Genomic DNA, 26029 nt, shown 5'->3' on the forward strand with positions numbered 1-26029 from the left:
ACCCGCAGAGTCCCCGACAACAATGGCCAGATTCCAAACTTCGCTTTCTCGATGTCCTTGCTCTGAAGAGCGGTCCACTCGGTTCCCGTCAGGAACCCACTGAGAGAAACGTATTCGCTCTGAATAAAATGCCAGCTCTCACCAATCAGCATCACGATGATGCCCAAAGTGATCCCAACGGTCAGCAAAGCACAGAACGCAAGCAAAGCCACCATGGCCTTCTCTTGCACCACGCCAATCCCGGTCGATCGGAATTTCTTATTGACTAGAGCAGTTGGACGATTCAAGGCAGTCATCCCATTTGGCCACCTCGCTCGATTAGCGAGGCGGCTCGAAGAATAGCATTCGTCGCCAGAACAGCGACGCGTAGAAAAGTTGAAAGGAGACCGAAAGAGTCTGCTTATTTGACAAGGTTTTCATCAACAAACAGATCCGTCAGTGCTCCGCTGCGACTCTCACCTGATTCATCCACGAAGTGGGTGCCAGTTTTGACGGCGTCCAAGTTCGTTTGAGCCTTCGCCATCACAGCTTCTGGCAAACGAACGTAGCCAACCTTTTCACTGACTTCTGGTGTATTGGCCAAGAAGTATTCCACGAATGTTTGAACTTCAGCCCGGTTGAGCGAATCCGTGTTCACGTAGATGAACAACGGACGACTGAACGGAGCGTACTTGTTCGATGCGATGTTGTCGGTGGTTGGCTTGTAGGCAACTTCATCCTTTGGGTTGACGATCGGAATTGCACGCAGCTTGTCTTTGTTTTCTTCGTAGTAAGCCACTCCAAAGAAACCAATCGCGTACTTGTTGTCCGAAACACCCTTCACCAGGATGTTGTCGTCTTCATTCAAGTTCATGTCGCCACGAAGTTCTTTCTTGGATTTCTTCGCCAACACTTCGTGGAAGTAATCGTAGGTTCCCGACCCGGTGCCAGGAGAGTAGATCTGGATGGTCTCTTCTGGCCAGCTTGGATCCACGTCGCTCCAATTCTTCACTGCTTCATCGCCAACGAACATCGATTTCAGTTGGTCAACGGTCAACTGCTTGACCCAATCGTTCTGCGGGTTGACGACGATGGTCAAACCGTCGTAAGCGACGGGCAATTCGATGAACTCGACACCAGCTTCTTTGCATTGTTCGAACTCGCCACCTTTGATCGGGCGGGAGGCATCGGAGATGTCCGTGCCCTTGTCGTAGAAGCTTTTGAATCCGTTTCCGGTCCCGTTGCCGCTGACGATGATGTCGACGTTGGGATGCTCTTGGATGAAGCCCTCCCGAATCGCGTTGCTGATCGGCTGAACGGTGCTGCTGCCGTCCACTTTGATCGTTCCGACCAAGTTGGATTCCGCCACGGGGGTATCGCCACCGGACTCAGAATTAGAACTGGACTTGTCACAGCCCGCCGAAATGACTGCGAGTGCAATCAATCACGAGGAAGTCAAGGAAGTGAATTTCATTGCCGAATCGCCTGATAAATGGGGGACGATAGTGTGGGGGGGGGAGAACAGATACTTTCCAAAGACACAGAATCCATCGCGTCCATTCCGTTGCGGCTTGCTGCCGATTCTGTGCAGCTCGTTTCAAGCGCGGACGAATTGTAGTCGTCTTCTCTGGGTTGACAAATTGATCGCTGAGACCCTGTGACGACCCTCCCAACACCCCCTAAACCAATGGTTTTCGAGCATTCCTCCCCCCTTACTGGCTCCAAACTGCCGATCCACTGCCGCAAACCCAGTTGAAGATTTTGTGAAGAAACGGCCGTCTGAAAGGGGGTAGAGTGTCCGTGACCGCGCATTTCCCCCCAATGGCCTCTTTCCACTTCGCGACTGCGAACCGCTCTTCGCAATCGCGATGAAATTGAAGCGAACAATTCGCCTGGCTCTTAACGGCTCAAACTCACAAATTGGCCGTCAGTGGATCCTGGCTACTGTACTCATTGTTCGCTTTCGCCTGCTGAATCACGTCGGGCAAACGTCGCCAAAGCGAGATCGCTTCTCCCACCATCCAGGCCTGCAAAAGCAACACGAAGGAGCCAAACCCGATCAATAGATAATCCCGTTGGGGCCACCAGTTGTTGACCAGGTCGTAGACCATCGCCCAGGCGGGCAACAACAACATCATTCCCATTGGGATCGCCAGCACTGCCACCGGCCGGCTTCTTCTGGCGAGATAAAACACCGCCACCATCAAAGCCAATCCGGCTAACAATTGATTCGTTGCGCCAAACAACGGCCACAGCATCAACCCACCTTTGCCGGGGCTCTCCCCCGCGAAAACGGCAATGGCCATGCCGATGCCAACCGCGATCGTGGTTGCCACGTACTTGTTGGTTCCGGCTTGCCACCCCGCGGACGAAGCCAATTCGCTGATCACATATCGCTGCACCCGAGTCGCGGTATCCAGTGTCGTGGCAGCAAAGCATGCCACCATCACGGCCATGATGGCGACGCCGTATTTCAACGGGATCCCGATGGCGGAAATGAAGTTAGCTCCGCCGTCGATGAACGCTGCCAGCTTCTTGTCGAGGCCTTGGCTCTTCCATCCGCCACCCGCGGCAGCTGTCCCAGCGGCAACCTCCTCCGCCGAAGGTCCTGTGCGGTAATAGGAACGCCAAGCAGCCGATCCGTCCAAAGCAGCTTCGCCAGCGATGGTTTCAGCCACTGCGACCGGTTCTTGACGCGTGATGACAATCGAACCGGAGGAGGTGTCGCGAGTCAGACGCCCCATCCCAACGCCCGCACAGCAAGCCAAAATCACCAACACAGCCAGCATGCCTTCGCCGAGCATCGATCCATACCCAATCACCTGTGCGTCGCGCGCGTTTTTAAGTTGTTTGCTCGTCGTTCCACTGCTGACCAAGCAATGAAATCCGCTGCAGGCCCCGCAGGCAATCGTGATGAACAAGAACGGCAACATCGGAGGCGCATCCGCAGGCACCTGCTTGGCAATCGCAGGTGCCGCCGTGGACAGGTTGGCTTGTCCGTTCAGCGACGCCACCGCCAACCCGGCGACCAACAAAACCAACGCCACACCCAACTGCAAACTGTTCAAAAAATCCCGAGGCTGAAGCAACAACCAAACCGGCAACACAGACGCAAAGAACGCGTAGACGAGCAACAACAAAGTCCAAACAACAACGGGTGTCATGTAAACCGAATCAGCCGGCAACACATTGGCCAGGTCCAAAGGCATCACCGTCGTGCCCAGATAAACCGTCAGGTACAGGATCCCCAATCCAATCACACACGGCAGCACCAAGTTGCCTCCGCGGCGGATCACCGCCCAACCGATGAACGCGGCAACGGGCATCGCCGTCCAAACCGACAGCACGGACTCCGGATACAATTTGAAAATATTCGCGATGACTAACCCGAAGACCGCCAAGACGATCGACAATGCCATCGCCAACACGATCAGGAACAAAACCTTGGCTCGCGGAGAGATCAACCGTCCGGCAGCCTGCCCGATCGATTCCCCACGATTGCGGATCGAGATCACCAAGGCGGCGAGATCGTGCACGCCGCCCACCAAGATCGAACCGAACACCACCCACAGCAAAGCTGGCAACCATCCCCAAAAAACCGCCAGGGCTGGGCCGACGATTGGCCCCGTTCCGGCAATGCTCGTGAAATGATGCCCAAAAACGATCGACCGATCCGTCGGCACGAAATCGACGTCGTCCCGCTGAGCCACGCTAGGCATCGTTTCCCCAGCACTGAGCCGAAACAATTTGGTCGCCAAATAACGGCCGTAGGTGTGATACGCAACGACAAACGCGACCATCGAGAGGATCGCAATGACAAGAGTGCTCATGCGGGGAGATCAGTTGACGAAAAAGTGGGGAATGGATGGTGGGGGAATCAACGGCGGCGAGAATTCGGCGTCAGGCGGTATGCAACCTGCACTCGCCATTGCAATGGGGGAACTCGGTCACGCACCCGTCCAGTTTTCGCAGTTGGACTCGGTGTCGCGAGCGAAGACGGGCTGATTCCACCGACGCGAAGCCATTCACGCCGACCCAACCGAGAAATCCAATCGGACCGTTCCCGGCTGAAATCCTGCCGTTGTCCGGTCGTCGATTCAGATTCGCCCCCTATAATACGCGAAACGCGTGGGCTCCGGACGATGTCGCTGGCCCAATCGAGACCATTTCGCATACGCGACCACTCACTCATCAAGACAAGAACATGAGCTCTGCTTCAAGCAACGGAAACGCCCAAAACAAAATCGAAAAGACCATCATCATCGGCAGCGGGCCGGCGGGTTGGTCGGCGGCCATTTATGCGGCACGAGCCAACCTGGATCCCGTCTTGTATGAAGGCACCGTCAAACCCGAAATGATCCCGCTGGGGCAACTCGCCTACACCACCGAGATCGAAAACTTCGCGGGCTTTCCGGCTGGTAACATCCGTGCGTTCGTGGAATCGGCCGTCGACAAGGACCGCCACTGGAACCTGCCCATGGTTCCCGAGGGGCACGAAAAAGACGGCCAGCCACACTACGCGGTGCAAGGCGTCGAGCTGATGGAACTGATGAAACAACAAGCCATCAACTTTGGAACTCGAGTCGTCGGCGACGATATCGAACGCGTCGACTTTTCCGGGGATGTGCACACGCTGTACCCCGCCTCGGGCGAACCCGTCCAAGCCCGCACGGTGATCATCGCCACAGGTGCACGAGCCAATTACCTGGGTCTTCCTAGCGAAGAACTTTACAAGAACAAAGGGGTCAGCGCCTGTGCCGTTTGCGACGGTGCCTTGCCGGTTTATCGAAGCAAGCCTCTCGCCGTTGTCGGCGGTGGGGACTCCGCCGTCGAAGAAGCCACTTACTTGGCCAATCTGAAAGGTGCCGACACGATCTACTTGCTCGTGCGTCGCGACCAAATGCGTGCCAGCAAGGTGATGCAAGACCGCGCGATCAATCACCCCAACATCGAAATCCTCTGGAACACGGTCGTGGAGGAAGTTCTCGGCGACGAAAAGCTGGTCAACGGGCTGCGTCTGAAAGACACCGTGGACGGGTCCACTCGTGAACTGAAGGTCGGCGGGATGTTCGTCGCCATCGGTCACACCCCAAACACAGCGTTCTTGGACGGTGCCGTCGAAATGAACAGCGAAGGCTACATCCAGTGGACCAAATCGTTCCGCACCAACACATCGGTCGACGGTGTGTTCGCAGCAGGCGATGTCGCGGACGACTACTACCGACAAGCGATCACGTCGGCGGGAACGGGCTGCATGGCCGCTCTGGATGCCGAACGTTTCTTGGTCGAACACGAAGAAACCACCGGCACCAGCGAAGCACGCCCCTCGCTGACCTAAGAAGCATGACCGTGGGTTGAACCCCCAAGACTTCTGTCGCTCCGCGACTGGTTGTGCGTGTCCGAATGATCGAACAACTGCGGAGCGGCGACAGCCGTCACGGCTTGTTGATTCACTCGAGTTCAAAACCCGACGAGTGAGTTTTGAAGTTGCGCTTTTGCATTCAGTTTTGTTGGCCAAAGGCCTTCGTCATCGTAGCCTGGGGCCTCGCCCCAGGGATCGAGAACGACGGGGAATTCGTTGGCCAACGACCAACATCACCCACACGTTTTGAATTGAATTTTGTCGTTGGCCAAAAAAGGGCGGGCGTGTTCTTTTGCTCCAGGGGCGATCCCCCCTGGCTATGTTGAAGGAGGCCGTTGGCCATTCGAGGAAAATGGCACGCGGTCCCTCGCTAACGCTTTTTGAAGTTGCGCTTTTCTCACAACCCGACGCGTCAGCGAGGGACCCACCGGCTCGTTGCGATGGCATGCGGTCCCTCGCTGACGCGTCGGGTTATGGAAAAACCCAATGCCTCACGCAAAAGCGCAACTTCAAAACTAACGCTTCGGGTTGGGATTCAATCAACAGGCCGGTCAACCTCGGCTTTTCACCCCGAGGTCTCGGTTCAATGGTCAACGCAAAAGCGCAACTTCAACGCTCCTACGTTGGACTGTCGCGGCGTTACTTGGATGATTCACCGGAGTTGACTTGCAACTCCAGCATCGCCAAAGCGAACGCTTCGCCGATTTGAGCCATCGTCTTTCCACAGCCCAGGTAGTGATACCCAGCGTTGGAGGCGCCGCGATTCCAAAGTGCGATCTCTTCTTCTGAAATCAGCTCGCGTTCAAATTCTTTCATGAATTCCGCTTGCTGCTCTTTGGTCATGGAACCGCCATGGTTCTCGTGCCCACGCTGCTTCGTCCGCAACTGGTACGCCTTCTGCCGCACCGCTGCGAACTTGCTTGCGATGGCTCCCAGCGGTTCGTCCCAATACGGCCCCGTGGGAACCGCCGCGACGTTGCCGCGAAACGCTTCCCTCGTTGCGGGTGCCGCCATCGCTTCGCGAAACTGTCGGTGATCAGGACTGGGGTGATCACCGTCGACTCCCAACACCCCAATCACAAACGGCAACCCCGCGGCACCAGAGTCCACATCGCTCAAATCCGAACGCACATCGCGAATGAAGTCCGCCATCCACTGCGAGTATTTGGCGAAGCGATTCTGATCTGAATCCGCGGGCAGCCGAGGGTAGACATCCCGATTGACGACGTCATTCCATCCTTGGAACCAAACAAACCCAGCCAACTGATAACCTTGCTCTTCCTGATAACCAGGCACCACTCGACCGAGGTCACTCAGCACCGACTTCACGTGCGCCATCATCAGTCGGTAGTACTTACCAGAATCTTTTTCGTGGTTGCGATCTCGTTGGATGTCGTTTTCCGTCCGCGGATAGACACCGGCACTCGGCGGGCGAAAGTCATAGAACAATGACTTGCCACCCCAAGCGGTTTTGATCAGCAGAATGGGGGCGTCAGTGTTCTCTTCGATCGTCAAACCAAACGTGAACTCCGGACCGATCTTGCCACCATCTTCGCTCGGATTCGGTCGCGAACCGTAACCCGTCGTCAGCTTGCCGACGCCTTCACCGTTCGCGTCGCCTCGGCCGGTCAAGTATGAAATCCAAACCCGATCGCACTCGCGAAAAGTCCCATCGTCGTGTAGCATTCACTTCAAAAATGGCGTGGGCAGCGGGTCCTCCCGCATGTAATCGATCGTTTCGACCTTGGCGTGCCCTTCCATGTTGGACTGCCCCGCGAGGATGTAAACCTGGAGCGGCGGGAGCGATTTGGACGCCGCGGAATCGTCCGCGAATGCGGAAACGGTCATTGGCAACGCGGCGAGCAAACATCCCACCAAACGGACACAACGCAACATCGATACAGCCTCAACAGGTTCTGGAAGGTTGATGAGGCAAGCGCGACAATAGCATTCCCCCGGTCAAGCCAGGATGTCATGCACGACTTCACCGTGCACGTCAGTCAACCGAAATTGACGTCCTTGATATCGGAACGTCAACCGTTCGTGGTCCACCCCTAGCAGGTGCATGATAGTCGCGTGCAGATCGTGAATGTGCACGGGATCTTCGGTCAGGTTGTAGCCAAAATCATCCGTTGCCCCGTGTACGATGCCGGGCTTCACGCCTCCGCCCGCCATCCACAAACTGAAACAACGGGGGTGATGATCGCGACCGAAACTATTTTCTGTCAGCTTGCCCTGGCAATAGTTGGTGCGTCCAAATTCGCCGCCCCAAATGACCAGCGTGTCTTCCAACATCCCCAAACGCTTGAGGTCTTGCACCAACGCCGCCGACGCCTGGTCAGTAGCCCTGCACTGATTGGGCAACCCTTTGGGCAGGCCGCCGTGATGATCCCAACCCTTGTGATAGAGCTGAATGAACCGCACGCCGCGCTGCGCCAACCGCCGGGCCATCAAGCAGTTCGCGGCGAAGGAACCGGGATTCTTGGAATCCTTTCCATACAATTCAAAAACCTCTTCGGGTTCGTCTGCGAAATCGGTGGCTTCTGGAATGGAGGACTGCATCGCGAAAGCCATCTCGTACTGCGCGATGCGAGCTTCTACCAACGGATCCGCGTGACTCGCCAATTGCATCTGATGCAATTTCGAAAGCGCGTCCATCGCCGAGCGACGACTCTGAGTGTCGATGCCTTGCGGATTGCTGAGATACAACACCGGATTGGCACCGCTTCGGAACTGGACGCCTTGATGTTCGCTGGGCAAAAAACCGTTGCCCCAGAACCGCGAAACCAATGGCTGGCCGCTGGTTTGGTTCTTGGTTGTCATCACGACAAACGCGGGCAAGTTTTCGTTCTCGCTGCCCAAACCATAATCCACCCAAGCGCCCATGCTGGGCCGCCCGGGGAACATGCTGCCGGTCTGCATGAACGTGACCGCAGGTCCGTGATTGATCGCCTCGGTGTACATCGACCGAACCACGCAAATGTCGTCGGCGATTTTCGACGTGTACGGCAATTGGTCGCTCATCCAAGTGCCGCATTCACCGTGTTGTTTGAATTCAAACGGGGAACCCACCAGTGGCAAACTCGACTGATTGCCGCTCATTCCTGTCAGCCGTTGGCCGCCACGGATTTCGTCCGGCAGTTCCGTGCCATGCTTTTCGTTGAGCAATGGCTTGTAATCAAACAAATCCAATTGCGACGGTGCGCCGGACTGAAACAGGAAGATCACCCGCTTGGCTTTCGCGGCGTGATGCAGCGTTCCCATAGAACCCGGAACCGGAGCGCCAACTCCCTGTGCCCCCGGTGCATTCGGTGAATTGGCAAAGGCGTTCGAGTCACCCAGACTGCTGGCCAGCAATTGCCCCAGCGCCATGCCGCCAAACCCGTATGCCGAGTCCTGCAGCAGGGCACGACGATTGATCGAGATCGGATTCATATCGGGATTTCTCATCGTTTCACCAAGCATAAATCGAAGTTCAGCAACGTTCCCACCACGACGGTCATCGCCGCCACACGCTTGGCATCCAGCGAAGCGTCCGGCTCCGCATCGCCAATCGCAAGAAACTCATCCGTCGCTGCTTCATGGGATTGAAAGTAGTTCCATTGTTCTTCGTATAGTTCCACCAGGACACTCAGTTGATCTGCCGTCGGATGACGACTGGTCGTGACCCGAAACGCATCACGCAGCATCGCCTGTGCGTCTTTGCCGCAAGCATCTCGCACCATTTGTTCAGCCAACCCACGAGACGCCTCGATCGTTTGCGGACCATTGAGCATCACGAAGGCTTGCAGTGGCGACGCGGTTCGTTCGCGTTGCACTCGGCACACATCTCGCTTGGCAGCGTCCAAGGTTGTCATCACAGGCGCGGGGCTGGTTCGTTTCCAGTACGTGTACAAACTGCGACGATACAAGCCTTCGCCTTTGTCACGGTCGGTGGGTTTGAACGACACCTCCACCTCGTATGGTTTCGCTGGCGGCCCGCCCACGCTGCGAACCAGACGCCCTCCCGCAGCGAGAGCTTGATCACGCAACATTTCGGCTGGCAATCGATAGGTCGGGAAATGCGAGAGCAGGCGATTGGTCGGATCGACCAACGCCAGCTTGTCCTGCGTGGAAACACTGTTGCGACCATAGGCATCTGAAAGCATGATCTGTTTCAACATCCGTTTCAGATCCCAACCGTTGTCGGCCAAATCCAATGCCAACCAATCCAGCAATTCGGGATGCGTTGGCGGCATCCCTTGGCTACCAAAATCTTCTGGTGTCCGCACCAAACCTTGCCCAAAACAGATTTGCCACAACCGGTTCACTGCAACACGAGAAGTCAGCGGGTGCTCGCGGTCACACAACCACTTCGCCAATGTCAAACGATTTGGATTGAATGAATCGTCTTCCGGCAGAGGCGGCAAAAAATCAGGCGTTCCCGGCTGGACCTCTTGCTGCGGGCTGTCGTAAACACCACGAGCCAACAAGTGCGTGGGGCGTGGCTCGGGCGTTTCACGCATCACCATGATTTCGTCGATCGAATCTTCCAATTTGCACTTCGCCAGCCGAACGTCTCGCAGTTTCTGCCGTGCCGCAGCCACCTCTTCGTCCCAACGCTGCAACGCGTGTGCGATCAGTTGCTCGCGGTCCCAATCCTTCTGAAGATCGAACTCATATTCGTCACATGCGAGTCGCTTGATCTCCAATTCACTTAAAGAGACATCGAAGACACGAAACTGGTCGACGGCTCCCTGCTTGAAACCGCGATCTCGCATCCGTTCACCGATGGTGATGTTGTCGCCGCCTCCACCTTGGATCTGTTTGGACAACGCGTCGCGAACCACGGTCGTTTCGACCTTCTCGCCGTTGACGTGAATGGCGAGCCCCGATGCGGAACTGGCCCCTTCGGTTGACGCGGTCACGTGCACCCACTCGCCAACGGGGATGGCATCGTTGGTCAGAACGCTGATCGCATTGCCTGGCCAAAAGTGAATTTGCGACCACTGCAGTTTGCCGTCCAGAATCAGCAACTCATACCCGCGACTGGCGGCGTCGGTCCAGGCCCGCGAACGATGCCAGATCACGGCACGTTCTTTGACATCCGGTGTCTTTATCCAGAGAGAAACGGAGAACGGTTGCGAGCGATCGAAGTTGCCCACTTCGGTCGTCACGGCATCATCGCCAGTCAATTCCCAGGCTTTGCCAACCTTACCTTCCACGGACTTACTGGATGCCTTGGGATCGTCCTCAAAATCCAAGGATGCGATCGGCTGGGCCAAGCGATGCTCGGGCAACGATTCACTCGACAATGCTTCCCCTTGGCTCAGTCGCTGCGACCAATGCTCACGCTGTTGTTGAATCGTTTCGAGAAGCCTTTTTTCCGCGACCGCAACGTCACTTTGCAATTGTTTCAAGCGGCGTTCTTCGTCTTCGGTTGGCAATGGCAAAGTCGGCGTGGGAACCGATGGGGTGAAGTACGAATACAGACCGGCCTCATCAATGTTGTCGAAGAACGCGTTCAGTTGAAAGTAATTTTCTTGACTGATTGGATCGTACTTGTGGTTGTGACATCGACAGCATTCATACGTCAGTCCCATCATCGCGGTTGCGACCGTCTGGGCGCGGTCGGCCACGTATTCGATGCGAAATTCTTCTGGCACGCTGCCGCCTTCGACCTTTTGTGGATGCAGCCGATTGAATGTGGTTGCCAGGATCTGATCGCGTGTGGCGTCGGGCAATAAATCACCCGCCAATTGCTGTGTCACAAACTCGTCATAAGGCATGTTCTCATTGAACGCCTGGATCACCCAATCGCGCCACGGCCACACAAATCGATCGCGATCGACTTGGTACCCATAGGTGTCGCTATAACGAGCCACATCCAACCAATCGGTCGCCATGCGTTCGCCGTACTCGGGTCGCGTCAGCAATCGGTCGATCACTCGAGTCTTGGCCATCGGAGTTTCATCCGCCAAGAACGCATCGAGCTCAGATAGCGTTGGCGGCAACCCGATCAAATCAAACGTGACGCGCCGCAACCAAGTTTCCCGGTCGGCCGCGCGCTCAGTTTTCAAACCTGCTTGTTGCAGCGAACGATTGATGAACCGATCGATCTCGTTGGCAGCCGAAAACGTCTCGGTTTCCACCGCGTCTGGCACATCCACTTCCGCGGGTGAAATGAATGACCAATGGCTTTGATAGTGAGCCCCTTGTTCGATCCAGCGACGAATCGTTTCCGTTTGCTCAGGCGTGACTTTGCGTTCAGAATCCGGCGGCGGCATCAACATGTCTGGGTCATCGGAAACCATCCTCAGCCAAACTTCGCTTTCTTCGGGATCGCCTTCGACGATGGCCCAGTCTTTGGCACCTTCTTCCGTGTCCAAGTGCAATCCGGCTTCGCGATTTTCGTCGTCCGGTCCATGACAATGAAAACAGTTCTCTGACAAGATCGGACGAATGTCCCGATTGAACTGAATTGTGTCTTCCGATTTTTCGACCTCATCCGCCGAGGCCGACTGGATCCACATGACCGTTCCAATCAACGGAACAACAAAGATCCAACCAACAAGCTTTGAAAGAACAAGGCCACAATCAAGTGAGCGGGTGGGGATTGAAATCAATGGATCACGCATCGCATGCGATGGGTTAGTGGTGGGAACATCGGACAGAGGTATTTCGGAATGAAACCGAAACGACGAACCGGGCGGGTCCATCAAAGCCACACCACATCTTAGACGGTCTGCAATCTCCCGTCACATATATAGACTACGCGGTCGGCACGCCCCGCAATGCGTTCATCATGTGTCACCACCACCAGCGTTGCACCTTCTTCCTGACGCAGTTCGTCCAACAAATCCATCACTTCATTGCCACGTTCCGTGTCCAGTGCACCTGTTGGTTCATCTGCCAAAATCAATGGCGGGTTCCCCGCAATCGCTCTGGCAATGGCAACGCGTTGGCGCTGGCCAATGGAAAGTTTGTCAGCGCGGTGATTGACTCGTTCACCCAATCCAACTCGCTTCAGCAATCGGATCGCTTCCGCCTTTCGCTGCGACACATTTGGATGCGTGTCGAACATGGTCAACTGAACGTTTTCCTGTGCGGTCAGATTCGGCAGCAAACGATACGACTGAAAAATGAATCCGATCTTGTGGGCCCGAAACTGATCCAAACTGGGAAGATCCGACAATCGTTTTCCTTCGAACCAAACTTCCCCCCGCGTCGGAACATCCAACGCCCCCAGCATGTTCAGCAGCGTCGATTTGCCACCGCCGCTCGGTCCCACGATCGCCACGAACTCGGCGGGTTGAATCGACAAACTGACATCTACCAATGCGTCCACATCGCCGTCGGCATAATGCTTGCTCACGCCTTTCAATTGCAACAAGGGAGTCGCGTCGTTCGATGGTGTGCCATTTGGATCCGTCAACAGATTCGTCCCGCTGCGTTGAAAGGTGAAAATTTGGCAAGGTGCAATCGCTTGAATGTGCCCCCCATCGGGAATCGTATCACGCGAATCCGACCAATGAACTCCCAAGCGGAACGACGGTTCGCGTGGCCGCAGTTTGGCTGTGCTAAATTGGTTCACAACACCACCCATTTTGCCTGTTCGCTCGGGCGAGATTCCTCCCTCCCACTTGAAAACAACACCATGAAACGATGGATGACGTTCGGCTGGATCGCCGCCCTGTGCCTCGCCGCTTGCTCCCAACCTGCCATGAGTTCCGCTGACGAATACTACGAAATCCGCACGATTGTCTTGGGAGAAAAGGGAGACGCCGCGGCGATTGACCAGTATCTCGAGAAAGCACTGATTCCGGCGCTCGAGCGACAAAACATCGGCCCCATCGGTGTGTTTTCCGCTGCCCCGAACTCAGACACCAAGCCCGGATCCATCTTTGTCGTCATCCCTTACGCGGAATTGGCTCAAATGGAATCTTCCCGCGAAGCGTTGGCGAAGGACTCGGAATACCTGAACGCGGCCGCTGACTACCTGGGCCGCGACTCCAAAACGGCGCCCTACTCGCGAATCAGCAGCGAACTGCTGACCGCGATGGATTGCTGGCCCAAAACCGTTGTGCCCGAAGGAACGCTGGAAAATGAGGAACGGGTGTACGAGCTTCGCCTTTACGAAAGCGCCAACGAGCGACTCGGTGACCTCAAAGTCGAAATGTTCAACCAAGGCGAGGTGCCGATTTTCCTCGACAGTGGCGTCCAGCCGATCTTCATCGGACAAGCCTTGGTGGGGCCTCAAACGCCCAGCCTGACGTACCTGACGGTGTACAAAAATGACGCAGCTCGTCTCAAAGCGTGGGATGCCTTCCGGGCCCACCCAGACTGGAAAGTGCTCAGCAAGAACCCTCGATTCGGTGGCACGGTCAGCCGGATCGATAAATTCGTACTCTCGGCGAAACCTTACTCGCAAATGTGACCCCAGCGTGGCTGTCCCAGTCGGCGGACTACCGGTACGATTCGCACCATGACTCCCATGATGCGACAGTACCACGAGGCGAAAGAGGCGTGCGGCGACGCATTGCTCTTCTTTCGCATGGGCGATTTCTATGAGCTGTTTTTGGACGACGCCAAGGTCGCTGCGGGGATCTTGGGGCTGACCCTGACCAGCCGTGACAAAGACAGCAAAAACCCAACGGCGATGGCGGGGTTCCCCCATCACCAGTTGGATCAGTACCTGCAAAAGCTGATTCGAGCGGGCTTTCGAGCCGCCGTCTGCGAGCAAGTCGAGGATCCCAAGGCAGCCAAAGGCTTGGTCCGTCGCGAAATCACGCGAGTCGTCAGCGCTGGAACGCTGACCGACGAAGGGTTGCTCGATCCGAAAGAGCCCAACTATTTGGCCGCCGTTTTCGCCCCCAGCCAAAAGGCTCGCGAAAAAGCTCAGAAGCGAGCGGCGAAGAACAACGATCCGACCGGTGGCGATGTCGTCGGGATCGCTTGGGCTGAACTTTCCAGCGGCCGATTTGAAGCGGGCGTTTTCCCGCGAGCCCGCCTGGACGACGAACTCGCCCGCATCGGCCCCGCCGAAGTGCTGCACTGCGAAGACGACGCCTCGATCCATCCCGACCCCACCGCGACGTGGGCGTGGACCGCCCGGCCGTCCTGGAGCTACGCGGCGGCGGACGCTGAAAAATCGCTCTGCAAACAGCTTTCCGTTGCTAACCTCGAAGGCCTCGGTTTTGAAGAAAACGGTGAGGTCGCCATTCGGGCCGCCGGCGCGGTGCTTTGTTACCTGAAGGAAACCCAGCGTGGTTCGCTGGACCACTTTCGATCTCTGACATGTCACAACCGCAGCCCGGTTCTGCAAATCGACGCGGCGACGCGGCGCAGTCTCGAGATCACTCGGACCATGCGTTCTGGATCACGCGAAGGAGCGTTGCTGGGTGTCATCGATCGCACCGTCACGCCGATGGGATCGCGATTGCTGGCAGATCACCTGGCCGCCCCGTTGATCAGTGCCGAAGCCATCACGTATCGCGCCGACGCGGTCGACGAATTCGTTCGCAACCACAACCTGCGAAGCGACGTCCGATCGATTCTTGGCGACACGTATGATCTGACTCGTTTGCTCGCTCGCGTTGCCACCGGGCGCACCGGCCCGCGCGACCTCCGACAAGTCGCGGTCACCCTGAGTGGATTGCCAGCCCTGAAGGCTCGCTTGGCCGAACGTGACAGCGTCTGCCTGACCCGCTTGGAATCGGAACTGCATCTCTGTCCGGAACTTCGCGAACAACTCGACGCCGCTCTGAATGACGATTGCCCTCTGTCGGCTGCCGACGGCAACTTCATTCGCGAAGGCTTCGATTCGGAACTCGACTCGCTTCGCGAATTGGCGCGTGGTGGCAAGCAGTGGATTGCCGAGTACCAACAGCGGCAGATGGACGAGACCGGCATCGCGAATTTGAAAGTGGGTTACAACCGCGTCTTTGGATACTTCCTAGAAGTCAGCAACGCTCAAAAGGACAAGATCCCCGCCGACTTCATTCGCAAACAAACGCTGAAGAATTGCGAACGGTACATCACTCCCGAGCTAAAAGAATACGAAGAGAAGGTTCTAGCTGCGGACGACAAAGCATCCAGTCGCGAACAAATGCTGTTCACGATGCTTCGTGAGAACACTCACAAGCACTTGGCAATCTTGCAAGAAGTGGCCAACGCCATCGCGATGGTCGACGTGATCGCGTCGCTCGCCGAAGTCGCTGCCCAGCACCACTGGGTACGCCCTCAACTGACCGACGACAGTGTGCTTCGCATCGAAGGCGGCCGACATCCCGTGCTGGATGTCACGATGGCACAGGGCGAGTTCGTTCCCAACGATTGCATTCAAAGTCCCGAAACAGGAATGATCTTGCTAATCACCGGTCCCAACATGGCTGGTAAGAGCACGTACATTCGCCAAGTCGCCCTGATCACTTTGCTCGCACAAACGGGCAGCTTCGTCCCCGCAACATCCGCCGAAATTGGAATCGCGGATCGCATCTTTGCACGAGTCGGGGCCAGCGATGAACTCAGTCGCGGCCAAAGCACGTTCATGGTGGAGATGGTCGAGACCGCTCGCATCCTGAACACCGCCACGTCTCGCAGCTTGGTCATTCTCGACGAAATCGGTCGTGGAACCAGCACCTACGACGGGCTGTCGCTGGCCTGGGCAATCACCGAACACCTGCACGAACAGATCGGTGCTCGAACACTGTTTGCAACTCACTATCACGAACTCGCGGCACTGCAGGAGACACTGCCACGGGTCGCCAACCTCAGCGTCGCCGTGAAAGAATGGCAAGACGAAGTGGTGTTCTTGCACCGCATCGTCTCGGGAAGTGCCGACAAGAGTTACGGCATCCAAGTCGCTCGATTGGCGGGCATTCCCGTCGAAGTCAACGAGCGTGCCAAGGATGTGCTGGCTCAACTGGAAGCGGATCATCGCGACAGTTTGGATCGACCGACGATCGCACCACCGAGCGGCGGCAAAGGATCCGGCGACACGTATCAACTGACCCTGTTTGGCTACGCCGATCACCCGCTGATTCAAGAGATCGAATCAGTCGACATTGATTCGATGTCACCGATCCAAGCCTGGCAGTTCCTGCAAGACGCGAAAGCGAAATTGGCCGCAGGTCCAAACCCCGTGAAGGGGTGAAGCGGTGAAGGGGGAAAGGACCACAGGACCACAGGACCACAGGACCTCAGGACCTCAGGACCTCAGGACCTCAGGACCTCAGGACCTCAGGTAGGAATGATTGGGTTCTGGCAAGTTCCATCCCTAGCGACGACAGTTCGGAACGATCTGCCGCCGCTCTGCGGGTTTGGATTGGGGGCGGGCCTCCGAGACGTCGGGTTGAAACCCGACGCTATCAAATGTCACCGCTCCGCGGTTGGTTGACCAACATCTCAAACGAACAGTCGCGGAGCGACGGCATTTGGCCAGCCTTGGGTTTCAACCCAAGGTCCGGCCGTGACCAACGCACCCCCAAAGCGATCCCTAACGTTTCGATGGAGAACCTCAATTCTTCGGGCTTGCTTCTTTCCACCATTGGATGTGTGGGGCATCGGACTCTTCGTCGCGGAAGAAGTTGCCGACTGCGAATTCGTCGACCCCATCGGCGTCCTTGTCGGCGACTTCCAATGTCAGGTGAAACTGAAAATCGGTTTCCAGGATTTCACCTTCAAACACGCCTGGTTTGGTTTGTCGCAACAACAGCAACGACGGGGAACCGCTTCCCTGCCAACGCTTGATCGTCGGCGTTGCCAAGAGCGCTCCTGCAACCACATCGAGATCACCGTCCCCGTCGAAGTCACCCGCTTGGGCGCGCAACACGCCTGGCATGCTGGCCAGCCGATGATGCCGAAACTCGGCTCGCGGTGCTTCCCCCGGCTTTGTCGGAGCTGACTCTTCCCATTGGCTTGGATCCTCAAACGGATTCTCGAGCCACTGAATTTGATGATGACGCTTGGCTCCTCGATCAAATGAGTCTCCGTTGCTGTACAACACATCGACATCGCCGTCCGCATCCAGGTCCACCAGTTCAATGCCGGTCGATCCATAAGACGGATCCGGAGCGTTGTGCATCACAACGTTTCGAAAGTGCCCGGTGCCATCGTTGAAAAAAGCCTCGATCACCTCGTGCTCTTGGCTGATCAAGGCCACAAAGTCCAGATGCCCATCCCCATTCAGATCGATCGTGGGAACATTCACGGGACCGGATCGCTCATCAATGGTTTCCAGGGTGAACGCCTCGGATCCGAGTTCGATGTCGACGTCACCGTTCCGACGCAGCAAGTACAGCCCGCCCGTTTTTCTCCAACCAAACACCGCCACGAGAAAGTCGAGGTCCCCGTCGGAATCGAAATCACCCGGCTGGACTTCCGCGACTCGTCCCAGCCCTTCTGCCAACACGATCTTCTTCATCGTTCCAACTTCGGTGTCATCTCCTGATGCCTCCTGACGAAGTGCAATGACCTGACCGAGATCACTGTCCGCCGCATTGAATTCTCCCACATCAGCCACAATCAAATCCAAGCCCCCGTCGCCATCGAGGTCACACGGTTCGACATGAACCGGTTGAAACAAAGTCGCCAATCGCTTGGGCAGTCGTGCGGGTTCACTGGGCCAACTTGCAAACACGGATCCCGTGTTGACGTCACATGCGACCAGGGCAGGGGAGTCCGCCAATCCAGCCGGGATCCACTGCAGGTGACTGGTTCCCGGCGGACGCGACGTCTGCAAATCAACCGGCCGCTTTTCCCAAAGGGCAGTGCTGGGACCAAATTCTTGCTTCGCGAACGGCAGGTTTTTCGATTCAGGTGCCTGCATCTGAAAGAACTTCAACGCCTCCGTCCGATCCGGAACCACCAAATCGCTCCGGCCTGAATCCTTGTAAGTCATGTACATCTGGTCGACCAATTGTGGCCACTCATGCTTCGGAGCTCCCTCGGGCGATGGCATGACGTGGCAGCCGGTGCAAAACACTTCGACTTGCGGGCGAACTCGTTCGACCAATCGACCCTCCATTTTTCGCGAATCGGATAACTCTCCGGCATCCCCATTGGAATCAGCGGAATCGCTGGCCAGGCCGGTCGAAGGTGCGTCCGTGAGCTTTCCTGCCTCGGGCTGTTTGTCAGATGCTGGTTTGCAGCCCACCGTGAGTGAAAGCACTCCGAGAGCGATCCCCAGGCTGAGCAAACGAACGAGTGTCAAAGGCGTGCCGCAAAACAAGAAAACAACCCGAGGACAAATGGAAATCAATCGTGCGGAAGGCTCCTCTGTGAGCCCATTCGCTGAACCGGGAAACCTCCCCCGTAACAACGAAATCCTGTTGGCAGTGTAGCCCCGCCGCTGATCGCAAAGCAATTGCTCGGATACAATGGCAACCATGATCATCTCCCGTTTTTCGTTACCGCACACCCTCCGGCTTCACCCGCTCAGCTTTTGCCGCTCCATGGCGGTTGGGGTCTTGCTGTGCCTCTGCGTTGGCTGTCCCCATTCCACCCCGTCGAACAACGCCGAAGCGGAGGCCACCGTCAAACGCCCGCTCGGTCGCATGCGAGTTTTGGGACGCACCGGGAAATGGGAAGAGGCTTGGAATCTGCGAGACGCCGTGCTGGATCAACACAGCGATGATCCCGATGCGATCACCTACGTGGCTCGAGTCGCCTACCAAACCGGACGAGCCAACCTGGCCGCCGACTACCTGGAACAAGCCTGCCAAGTCGAGAACTATGGCTCGCCGAAACGCGTCGATGAAACGCTGATCGCCATGATCTCGGCCGGTCGCACTCACGATGCCATGGCGTTCTTGGCGAAAGTCGTGAACGCTCATCCGGATCGCCACGAGACACGCAGGGTGCTGTTCGATCTTCAGATGGGCACAGAAGAACGCAGCGCGGGTCTCGTCAATGGACAACGCCTGATCCGGGAACGTCAATTCGATCTGGAACTGCTGATGACGATGACGGACACCGAGATTCGCTCGATGGACGCGAAACCACTGGACGAGATGGTGGAGCGGAACCCAGATGACTTGCGCCCGTTGATCGGTGCAGCTCGCTCAGCGCTGGACCAAAACTTGTTTGACGAAGCCCACGAAAGCTTGGACAAAATTGTCGCTCGGCATCCCGATTACGCGACGGCGGCGGCGATGCGTGCACTCTTGTTGGCTGAACAAGCGGACTGGAAAGAACTGGAATCGTCGCTGCCGCTGATGCCAGCCGATGTGACCCTGCGGCGACATTTCTGGACCGCGATGGGAATGTGGGCCGAAGCCACCGGCAACCACGAGGCAGCGGCGAAAGCCCACTGGAAAGCCACCCAGACCGATCCCGACATTTCGCGATCCTGGTTGGATCTGCAACGCGTCTTGCAATCCGAACCGTCATTGGACGTTGACGCTAGCGTCGTCCAAGCCATCGGCAACCGAGCCAAGCAACTCAACCGATTCAATCAACTTCGCCGTCGATTCGATCGATCCGGCCGAATCTCTCGTTCGGTGATCTCGGAAATGGTGAGCGTCGTCCGAGAGCTGGGGCGGGCTTGGGAAGCCGAAGCTTGGATCTCCGTCGGAATGCAGCTTCCCGAAGACGACTCGGTGGACCTGAAGGGTTTGCGTCGGGACTTGGTCGCTTCGCTTCGTCGCGACACACCATGGCAAGAAGTGCAAAACCATCCCGAACTCCAACTGGATCTCTCGGATTTCCACTTCCAGCCGTCTCTCGAGCGGTTCTTACAGCGACAAATCGCGGAGCAGGATGCAAGCACCGAGGCACCGAAATCTTCCACCACTGCTGCCAAAACAGACGACGCTTCCAGCGATCCATCTCAGCCGATCGAGTTGGTCAACGAAGCCCAGAAACGTGGCATTTCGTTCTTGGCAGCGACGGGACAAGACCTGGATCAACCAGGGATCAGCCTGCATCAAACGCTCGGTTGCGGCGGCGCGACACTGGATTTCGACCTGGATGGCTGGAGCGACCTGACACTCGTGACCGCTGGCGGCACGCCACCCCACAAAGATTCACCGCCGAATGTTTTGCTTCGCAACGAGAATGGAGTCTTCGTCACCGCACCAGAATCGGCCGGCGTGAACGATCGCGGGTTTGCCCAAGGAATCGCGGTCGGCGATCTCAACGAAGATGGCTGGCCTGATTTGCTGTGCACGAATTACGGCCCCAACGTGTTGCTGATCAACCAGGGCGACGGAACCTTCCTGGATCAAACAGCAACCTGGATCGATGACCCCGACGAAACACGGTGGTCGACGGGCGCTGCGTTTGCCGACCTTGATTCCGATGGCCTGACCGACATGGTCGTCTTGAATTACTGCGAAGGATTGGACCCCATCACGTTCGTTTGCGGTGACGGGACCGACGAACCAGCCCGGTCCTGTTCTCCGATGCGATTCCGTGGCGACCAAGACCAATTCTTTCGGACGCGTCCGCACGGTGGCATTCAAGACGTCACGCAAGCCTGGGATGCCCTGGCCACCGATGCCGGGCGAGGACTGGGCGTCGCGATCGGTCGCTTTGAAGATCGACCAGGCAACCAAGTCTTCATCGCCAATGACATGACCAGCAACTTTTACTGGTCACCGTCGCCGAACGAAACCAATAGCGACTGGTCCGAGTCCGCCTTGCCTCGTGGGCTCGCTGTGGACGGTCGCTCCGTCGCACAAGGCTCGATGGGAATCGCAGTCGACGACTTCAATCGCGACGGAAAAATTGACTTCTACGTCACCAATTTCGACCAGGAATACAACACACTTCATTTGCAAACAGGCCCAGGTAGCTGGCGTGACTCCACCATGGCAGTGAACCTGGGCACGGACACGCTGCCCCTGGTTGGCTTTGGAACCACCTCGACTGACCTGGACGGCGACGGGCGGAACGAACTGATTGTTGCCAACGGCCATGTCGATATTTTCGAGCGCGACGACTTGTCGGAAGAGCCCGCTCCGTCGACTGCCCGCCGCAGCCTTTACGCCCAACCGATGCAGATCTTTCGACATGGATCCGATGGACGATTTGAAACGGCCCCGTTGTCGGGCGAGTACCTTTCCCAACCTCATGTCGGACGCAGCTTGTGGACGATCGACGCCAACCGAGACCTCCGACCAGACCTGATGGTGACCCATCAAACGGAACCCGCCGCATTGCTGATCAACCACATCACATCCAAGTCACCCAAACTGAAACTCCGAGTGGCCGGCACTCAGTCTTCCCGCGATGCGATCGGCACACGGATCACGGTGATGGCGGGCGACTGGCGGATGACGCACTGGGTCGTCGCAGGTGGCAGCTATCTCAGCACAGACGAAGCCGCGTGGACACTCAGTTGCCCGGATTCTGCCGACGACGTCACGGTTGAAATCCGATGGCCAAACGATCAACCACAAACGTTCCAGGGCATCGCAACGAACTCGGAATGGTTGATGGTCCAGGGCCAGCCCAACGCGATTCAGCTTCCCTGAGCCGCCGAGAAGAGGTTGTGCCGCTTTATTTCACCCTCCCTTTCGGAGGGTCGGCCCGCTTCGGTTCGGGGAGGGTTACGCGCTGGTTCCGATGCTTGACCCTCCCCTCGCTTCGCTCGATCCTCCCGGGACGAAGAAAGGCAGAAGCCGGAAGAAAAGTTGCATCCGCTATCAGAGCACCAACAGCAAACATTCAGCAGTCCAGGCAAAACGTCCCGAAACGACAGACCACCAAGTCCGTCGATCGCCCCCCATCACAACCCGAACGCGTCGGCGAGGTACCCCACGGAATCCCCCCACGACGGCCCCGTCCGGGGCGATGCTGGGCAACCTCGCCCGCGACTTCGAAACAGCATCAAAAAACCCCGGTGGACTCACCGGGGTTGCTTTGATGTCGAGATCATTCACGATGCGAAAAACACCGCGAGTGAAACGCGTTCACTCTTCGGTGACGCGAACGGTCTTCATCGTGTCGCCTTGCTCAATGGCATCGACCACATCTTGGCCTTCGATGACCTTGCCGAACACGCTGTGCCGGTTGTCCAGGTGAGGCTGGGCTTCGTGAGTGATGAAGAACTGTGAACCGTTGGTGTTCGGCCCTGCGTTGGCCATCGACAAAACGCCGGGACCATCGTGCTTGAGTTCGGGATGGAACTCATCTTCGAACTGGTACCCTGGACCGCCACGTCCGCTGCCTTCGGGGCAACCGCCTTGCACCATGAAATTGGGGATCACGCGATGGAAAACCAGTCCATCGTAGAACTTCTTCTCGCAAAGCGTTTCAAAGTTTTCGACAGTCTTCGGTGTTTTGTCGTCAAACAACTCGATGCGAATCGTTCCGCGATCGGTATCAAAGGTGGCAACTTTCATCGGTCACTTTCGTCTAGGTAGTAATAACGGTTCGTTGAGTGAATTTGTTTCTGAGTTCGGTGGCATTCAGGCCGTTGGACCTCAAAAATCCAGAGAGGATTCCAGTTCACGGAGTTCCCGCTCGGTATCGTCTTCGAAGGCGGTGTCGTCAGTTGCGCCATCGCCGAGCGTTCCGTCATCCAGCCCCGTGTCGCTGGGGATGGCGGAGGATCGATTCGATGGATCGAGTTCTTTGCGAGTCCCATCGGGCAGAATCAAGATGGCTTCTTCGACGCCGCCATCGGATCCAACTTTCACAGCAGCCTTGGCTGAGCCCCTGGTGCCTTCCAGGTCAAAGACAATGAAGTCGGGATTCTTTTCGGCTTCGTTGACGGTTTCGCTGAAGTTCATGGACATCGATTCGATCGAACCAATTTCATCCGTGACCTCGGGCATTTGATTCAGATCTTCTTTGACCGGTTCGAAAACCACCGCCAAACCACCGACCTTTGACATCGCGTACCAGCTGACTCCGCAGCAAACCACCATCGAGAGAAACCCGAGACCTAGGACGATGGCCAAAATCATTGGCCATCTTTTTTTAGCGGGTGGTAGCGAGCCCGGACCTCCTGGACCGCCAACGACTTCTGGGGTCAGCGGATTTTGATAGGCCCGATTGGGGTCAAATGGGTCATTTGGTGTGTTCGACATGATTCCCTCTTCGCCACACGAAGGTGATGATTCTTCCCTGACAAGCTTTTGACAAGCATCACGACCGCGGTAAGGGATTCCCCTTTGTCCGCAGTCTTTCCCGACCCGGCAAAATCATCCGCGTCCTGACAGAACGGACATTAAACCCAAATACCACTGGATTTGGTACCGGCCCAGAATCTTGGTTTTCTGAGCATTGGTAAATCGATCCGATTCGGGTATTTTAGTTCTCTGTTGGCTGCATCTGAACAAACCGAGTCGTTTGTCTTCAATTGCTGCGGTTGGGTAGAACCGTTTGTCTGACAGTTTCATTCATTGCTCTGGCGGAACTGCCAAGAGCGCCCAAAAGTCTTTAGGAGACTCGCATCCATGACCAAGTGCAAATTGGAATACATCTGGCTCGACGGCTATCAACCGACCCAGAGCATGCGCAGCAAAACCAAGGTTGTGAACGACTTCAGCGGCAACGTTGATGACGCTCCCGTTTGGTGCTTCGATGGCTCGTCCACTGAACAAGCCCCAGGTGGAGCCAGCGATTGCTTGCTGAAACCTGTTTTCTGCGTTCCCGACCCTGATCGGTTGGGCACCGGATTCTTGGTGATGTGCGAAGTGCTGAACGCTGACGGCACCCCTCACCGCAGCAATGGCCGCGCAACCATCCAAGACGACGACAACGACTTCTGGTTCGGATTCGAACAGGAGTACACGATTTTTGATCCAGAAACCAAGAAGCCAATCGGCTTCCCATCGGAAGGTTTCCCAGCCCCTCAGGGTCCTTACTACTGCTCGGTCGGTGCCGGCAAAGCAGTCGGCCGTGAAATCGTCGAAGAGCACCTCGAACTGTGCCTGCAGGCGGGCCTAAACGTCGAAGGCATCAACGCCGAAGTCATGATGGGGCAGTGGGAATTCCAAATCTTCGCCAAAGGCGCGGCTCAAGCTGGTGACGAAATCTGGGTCGCTCGCTACTTGCTCGATCGCACCGCCGAAAAATACGGCATGGAAATCAACTACCACTGCAAACCAGTCAAAGGCGACTGGAACGGCAGCGGCATGCACGCCAACTTCAGCAACACGACCCTGCGTACGTGCGGCAGCAAAGAAGTTTACGAAGCGATCTGCCAAGCTTTCGAGCCTCGGATCACGGAGCACATCGATGTCTACGGTGCTGACAACGATCAACGCCTGACGGGCTTGCACGAAACGCAATCGATCGACCGGTTCAGCTACGGCATTTCGGACCGCGGTGCATCGATCCGCATTCCAATCGCCACCGTTGAAAATGGCTGGAAGGGCTGGTTGGAAGACCGTCGCCCTGCCTCCAACGCAGACCCATACATGGTTGCCAGCGCGATCATTGCAACGGTTAAAACAGCCAACGTCCCCGCCGGCGTCTGAACTAAGTTCCAGGCCCAGGCTACTGAGCCGATTCGATTGTGAGCGACTCCGATCGCCACGGTCGATATCACTCCCAGACTTCGATGCCGAGTCACCCAGGTGGCTCGGCATTTTTTGTGCGCCGCGAATCTCAACGACGCTCGTTCTGGACCGCTACAATGTGAGCAGCCACGTCAACACACTGACGAGAGGCATTTTTCAAGTTCTTCATTGGAGCCCCACCCATGCGCACTTCCAAACTTCGATTCCCACTGGCACTTCTTTGCACTCTGGTGCTTGGCACTGCCGTGGGCTGCCCGTCACAACCAACCACTGCGCTGGAAGACGCTGACCAGGCTGCCATCGATGCTTACCAAGCTGAACAAGCCAAAGAGCAAGCAGCAATGGACGGCTCACTTGAAGCCAAGCCTTAACCAACTCTCACCGAATCTCGAGCGAACCTGACTTCATTTCAGCTCACTGGTGACCAACAAAAAAGCCGGCTTCACTCGAACGAGCGAAGCCGGCTTTCACGATTTCTCAAACGCTTTGATGAGCGTCAAAGCTCTCCATCGATGATCTCACGACCACCTTTGGTTCCCATCGCTCCCCAGACCCCATAGGGACTCTTCGAACCCGGCTTCGCAGTTGCCATCGAAGCGTTCTGCCAAACCATTTCATGGTTCTGGTTCCCGGCCTCGATCGAATCCGTGATGAACTTGATCGCACCGTCTCCCATCAAGATGTGAGCCCCACCTTGGTGACGACTGGATGGCGGGAACATCCCGGTCTGCCCGGCATTGTTACCGCCGCAAATCGCTGCGTTCGGCGGAGCGATGGTATGAACACCGCTGAAGTTCGGCCGGAAATCAGCCCACTTGTACCCACGACCACCATTCACACCTTGGATACTCAAACCAGCTATCCAGAACTGAGGCCTTTCCGGATCGATCTGGTTGTTCTCCACGCAATAGTTCGGGTTCAGTCGAACTTCATTGGGCGGGTTCCCATTGATCGACTGAATCCCCCGCGTATCACGATCACCAAGATCCGTGATCAACTCCGCCATCGCAACGGTGTTGGACAATCCATCCAAGACATCTCGAAATTTGGATGTCGTGTGCGGAACGAACATGCCTCGGTCAGCGGCACGCGAGCGCTGCGCCCAGCCGCTATTGTTCACCTTTTCTCCGCTGGTTCCATCGTGTGACTTGGTGCCGCGAACCGACCACTCCATCGAATCACCCAGACACGCACCGTAGTTCGTCCGGCCTTGGCCGGGCAGACCTTGGCCAGG

General features: G+C 56.7%; 17 protein-coding genes and 1 pseudogene. 6 read left to right on the top strand and 12 right to left on the bottom strand.

Annotated features, from left to right (window positions below; genetic code table 11):
• From ACF8AM_RS22195 to ACF8AM_RS22205, 3 genes and pseudogenes are all read right to left on the bottom strand, one after another.
• Window positions 1–287, bottom strand: a pseudogene (locus ACF8AM_RS22195) (phosphate ABC transporter permease subunit PstC); the annotation flags it as partial.
• Between the two features lie 113 nt (window positions 288–400).
• On the bottom strand, window positions 401–1423 hold the full coding sequence (locus ACF8AM_RS22200; RefSeq protein ID WP_392557753.1) for a PstS family phosphate ABC transporter substrate-binding protein: 1023 nt from the start codon (window positions 1421–1423) through the stop codon (window positions 401–403).
• Window positions 1424–1892: 469 nt separating this feature from the next.
• On the bottom strand, window positions 1893–3809 hold the full coding sequence (locus ACF8AM_RS22205) for a carbon starvation protein A (RefSeq protein ID WP_392557754.1): 1917 nt from the start codon (window positions 3807–3809) through the stop codon (window positions 1893–1895).
• 374 nt (window positions 3810–4183) lie between these two features.
• Between ACF8AM_RS22205 and ACF8AM_RS22210 the strand changes: the two genes are divergently transcribed.
• Entirely contained in the window at window positions 4184–5317 is a 1134-nt protein-coding gene (locus ACF8AM_RS22210; protein ID WP_392557755.1) for a thioredoxin-disulfide reductase, read from the top strand.
• Window positions 5318–5980: 663 nt separating this feature from the next.
• On the opposite strand, the gene ACF8AM_RS22215 is transcribed toward ACF8AM_RS22210, so the two are convergent.
• From ACF8AM_RS22215 to ACF8AM_RS22235, 5 genes are all read right to left on the bottom strand, one after another.
• Window positions 5981–7027: a sialate O-acetylesterase gene (locus ACF8AM_RS22215; RefSeq protein ID WP_392557756.1), complete on the bottom strand. Its 1047-nt coding sequence runs from the start codon at window positions 7025–7027 to the stop codon at window positions 5981–5983.
• The gene (locus ACF8AM_RS22220; RefSeq protein WP_392557757.1) at window positions 7028–7237 is read right to left on the bottom strand and encodes a hypothetical protein; all 210 of its coding nucleotides are present in this window, start codon (window positions 7235–7237) and stop codon (window positions 7028–7030) included. It lies immediately after the preceding gene.
• Window positions 7238–7300: 63 nt separating this feature from the next.
• Window positions 7301–8776 (bottom strand): DUF1501 domain-containing protein, encoded by a 1476-nt coding sequence (locus ACF8AM_RS22225; protein WP_392557758.1) that lies wholly within the window; start codon window positions 8774–8776, stop codon window positions 7301–7303.
• A gap of 11 nt (window positions 8777–8787) precedes the next feature.
• Complete coding sequence (locus ACF8AM_RS22230) at window positions 8788–11853, bottom strand: DUF1553 domain-containing protein (RefSeq protein WP_392557759.1); 3066 nt, start codon at window positions 11851–11853, stop codon at window positions 8788–8790.
• Window positions 11854–12056: 203 nt separating this feature from the next.
• A complete protein-coding gene (locus tag ACF8AM_RS22235) occupies window positions 12057–12914 on the bottom strand; it encodes an ABC transporter ATP-binding protein (protein ID WP_392557760.1) in 858 nt (285 codons plus the stop codon).
• Window positions 12915–12977: 63 nt separating this feature from the next.
• On the opposite strand from ACF8AM_RS22235, the gene ACF8AM_RS22240 reads away from it, so the two are divergent.
• Both ACF8AM_RS22240 and mutS read left to right on the top strand, forming a co-directional pair.
• Complete coding sequence (locus ACF8AM_RS22240) at window positions 12978–13757, top strand: NIPSNAP family protein (RefSeq protein WP_392557761.1); 780 nt, start codon at window positions 12978–12980, stop codon at window positions 13755–13757.
• Window positions 13758–13805: 48 nt separating this feature from the next.
• Entirely contained in the window at window positions 13806–16475 is a 2670-nt protein-coding gene (gene mutS, locus ACF8AM_RS22245) for a DNA mismatch repair protein MutS (RefSeq protein WP_392557762.1), read from the top strand.
• 363 nt (window positions 16476–16838) lie between these two features.
• Here the strand turns inward: mutS and ACF8AM_RS22250 are convergent, their stop codons facing one another.
• The gene (locus ACF8AM_RS22250) at window positions 16839–18581 is read right to left on the bottom strand and encodes an FG-GAP repeat domain-containing protein (protein WP_392557763.1); all 1743 of its coding nucleotides are present in this window, start codon (window positions 18579–18581) and stop codon (window positions 16839–16841) included.
• A gap of 295 nt (window positions 18582–18876) precedes the next feature.
• Here ACF8AM_RS22250 and ACF8AM_RS22255 point away from each other — a divergent pair, with 295 nt between their 5' ends.
• A complete protein-coding gene (locus tag ACF8AM_RS22255) occupies window positions 18877–21798 on the top strand; it encodes an FG-GAP-like repeat-containing protein (protein WP_392557769.1) in 2922 nt (973 codons plus the stop codon).
• 438 nt (window positions 21799–22236) lie between these two features.
• On the opposite strand, the gene ACF8AM_RS22260 is transcribed toward ACF8AM_RS22255, so the two are convergent.
• Both ACF8AM_RS22260 and ACF8AM_RS22265 read right to left on the bottom strand, forming a co-directional pair.
• Window positions 22237–22668 (bottom strand): peptidylprolyl isomerase, encoded by a 432-nt coding sequence (locus ACF8AM_RS22260; RefSeq protein WP_392557764.1) that lies wholly within the window; start codon window positions 22666–22668, stop codon window positions 22237–22239.
• A gap of 81 nt (window positions 22669–22749) precedes the next feature.
• Window positions 22750–23235, bottom strand: coding sequence for a hypothetical protein (locus ACF8AM_RS22265; protein WP_392557765.1), 486 nt, complete (start codon window positions 23233–23235; stop codon window positions 22750–22752).
• A 492-nt stretch (window positions 23236–23727) separates the two neighbouring features.
• Between ACF8AM_RS22265 and ACF8AM_RS22270 the strand changes: the two genes are divergently transcribed.
• Together ACF8AM_RS22270 and ACF8AM_RS22275 are read left to right on the top strand one after the other, a co-directional pair.
• Window positions 23728–24753, top strand: a complete 1026-nt coding sequence (locus ACF8AM_RS22270) for a glutamine synthetase beta-grasp domain-containing protein (protein ID WP_392557766.1) — start codon at window positions 23728–23730, stop codon at window positions 24751–24753.
• Window positions 24754–24977: 224 nt separating this feature from the next.
• Window positions 24978–25166: a hypothetical protein gene (locus tag ACF8AM_RS22275; RefSeq protein ID WP_392557767.1), complete on the top strand. Its 189-nt coding sequence runs from the start codon at window positions 24978–24980 to the stop codon at window positions 25164–25166.
• Window positions 25167–25291: 125 nt separating this feature from the next.
• On the opposite strand, the gene ACF8AM_RS22280 is transcribed toward ACF8AM_RS22275, so the two are convergent.
• The coding region (locus tag ACF8AM_RS22280) for a DUF1559 domain-containing protein (protein WP_392557768.1) at window positions 25292–26029 on the bottom strand (738 nt) is incomplete at its 5' end.

The organism is Rhodopirellula sp. JB055, from assembly GCF_043100905.1.
GTDB lineage: Bacteria > Planctomycetota > Planctomycetia > Pirellulales > Pirellulaceae > Rhodopirellula.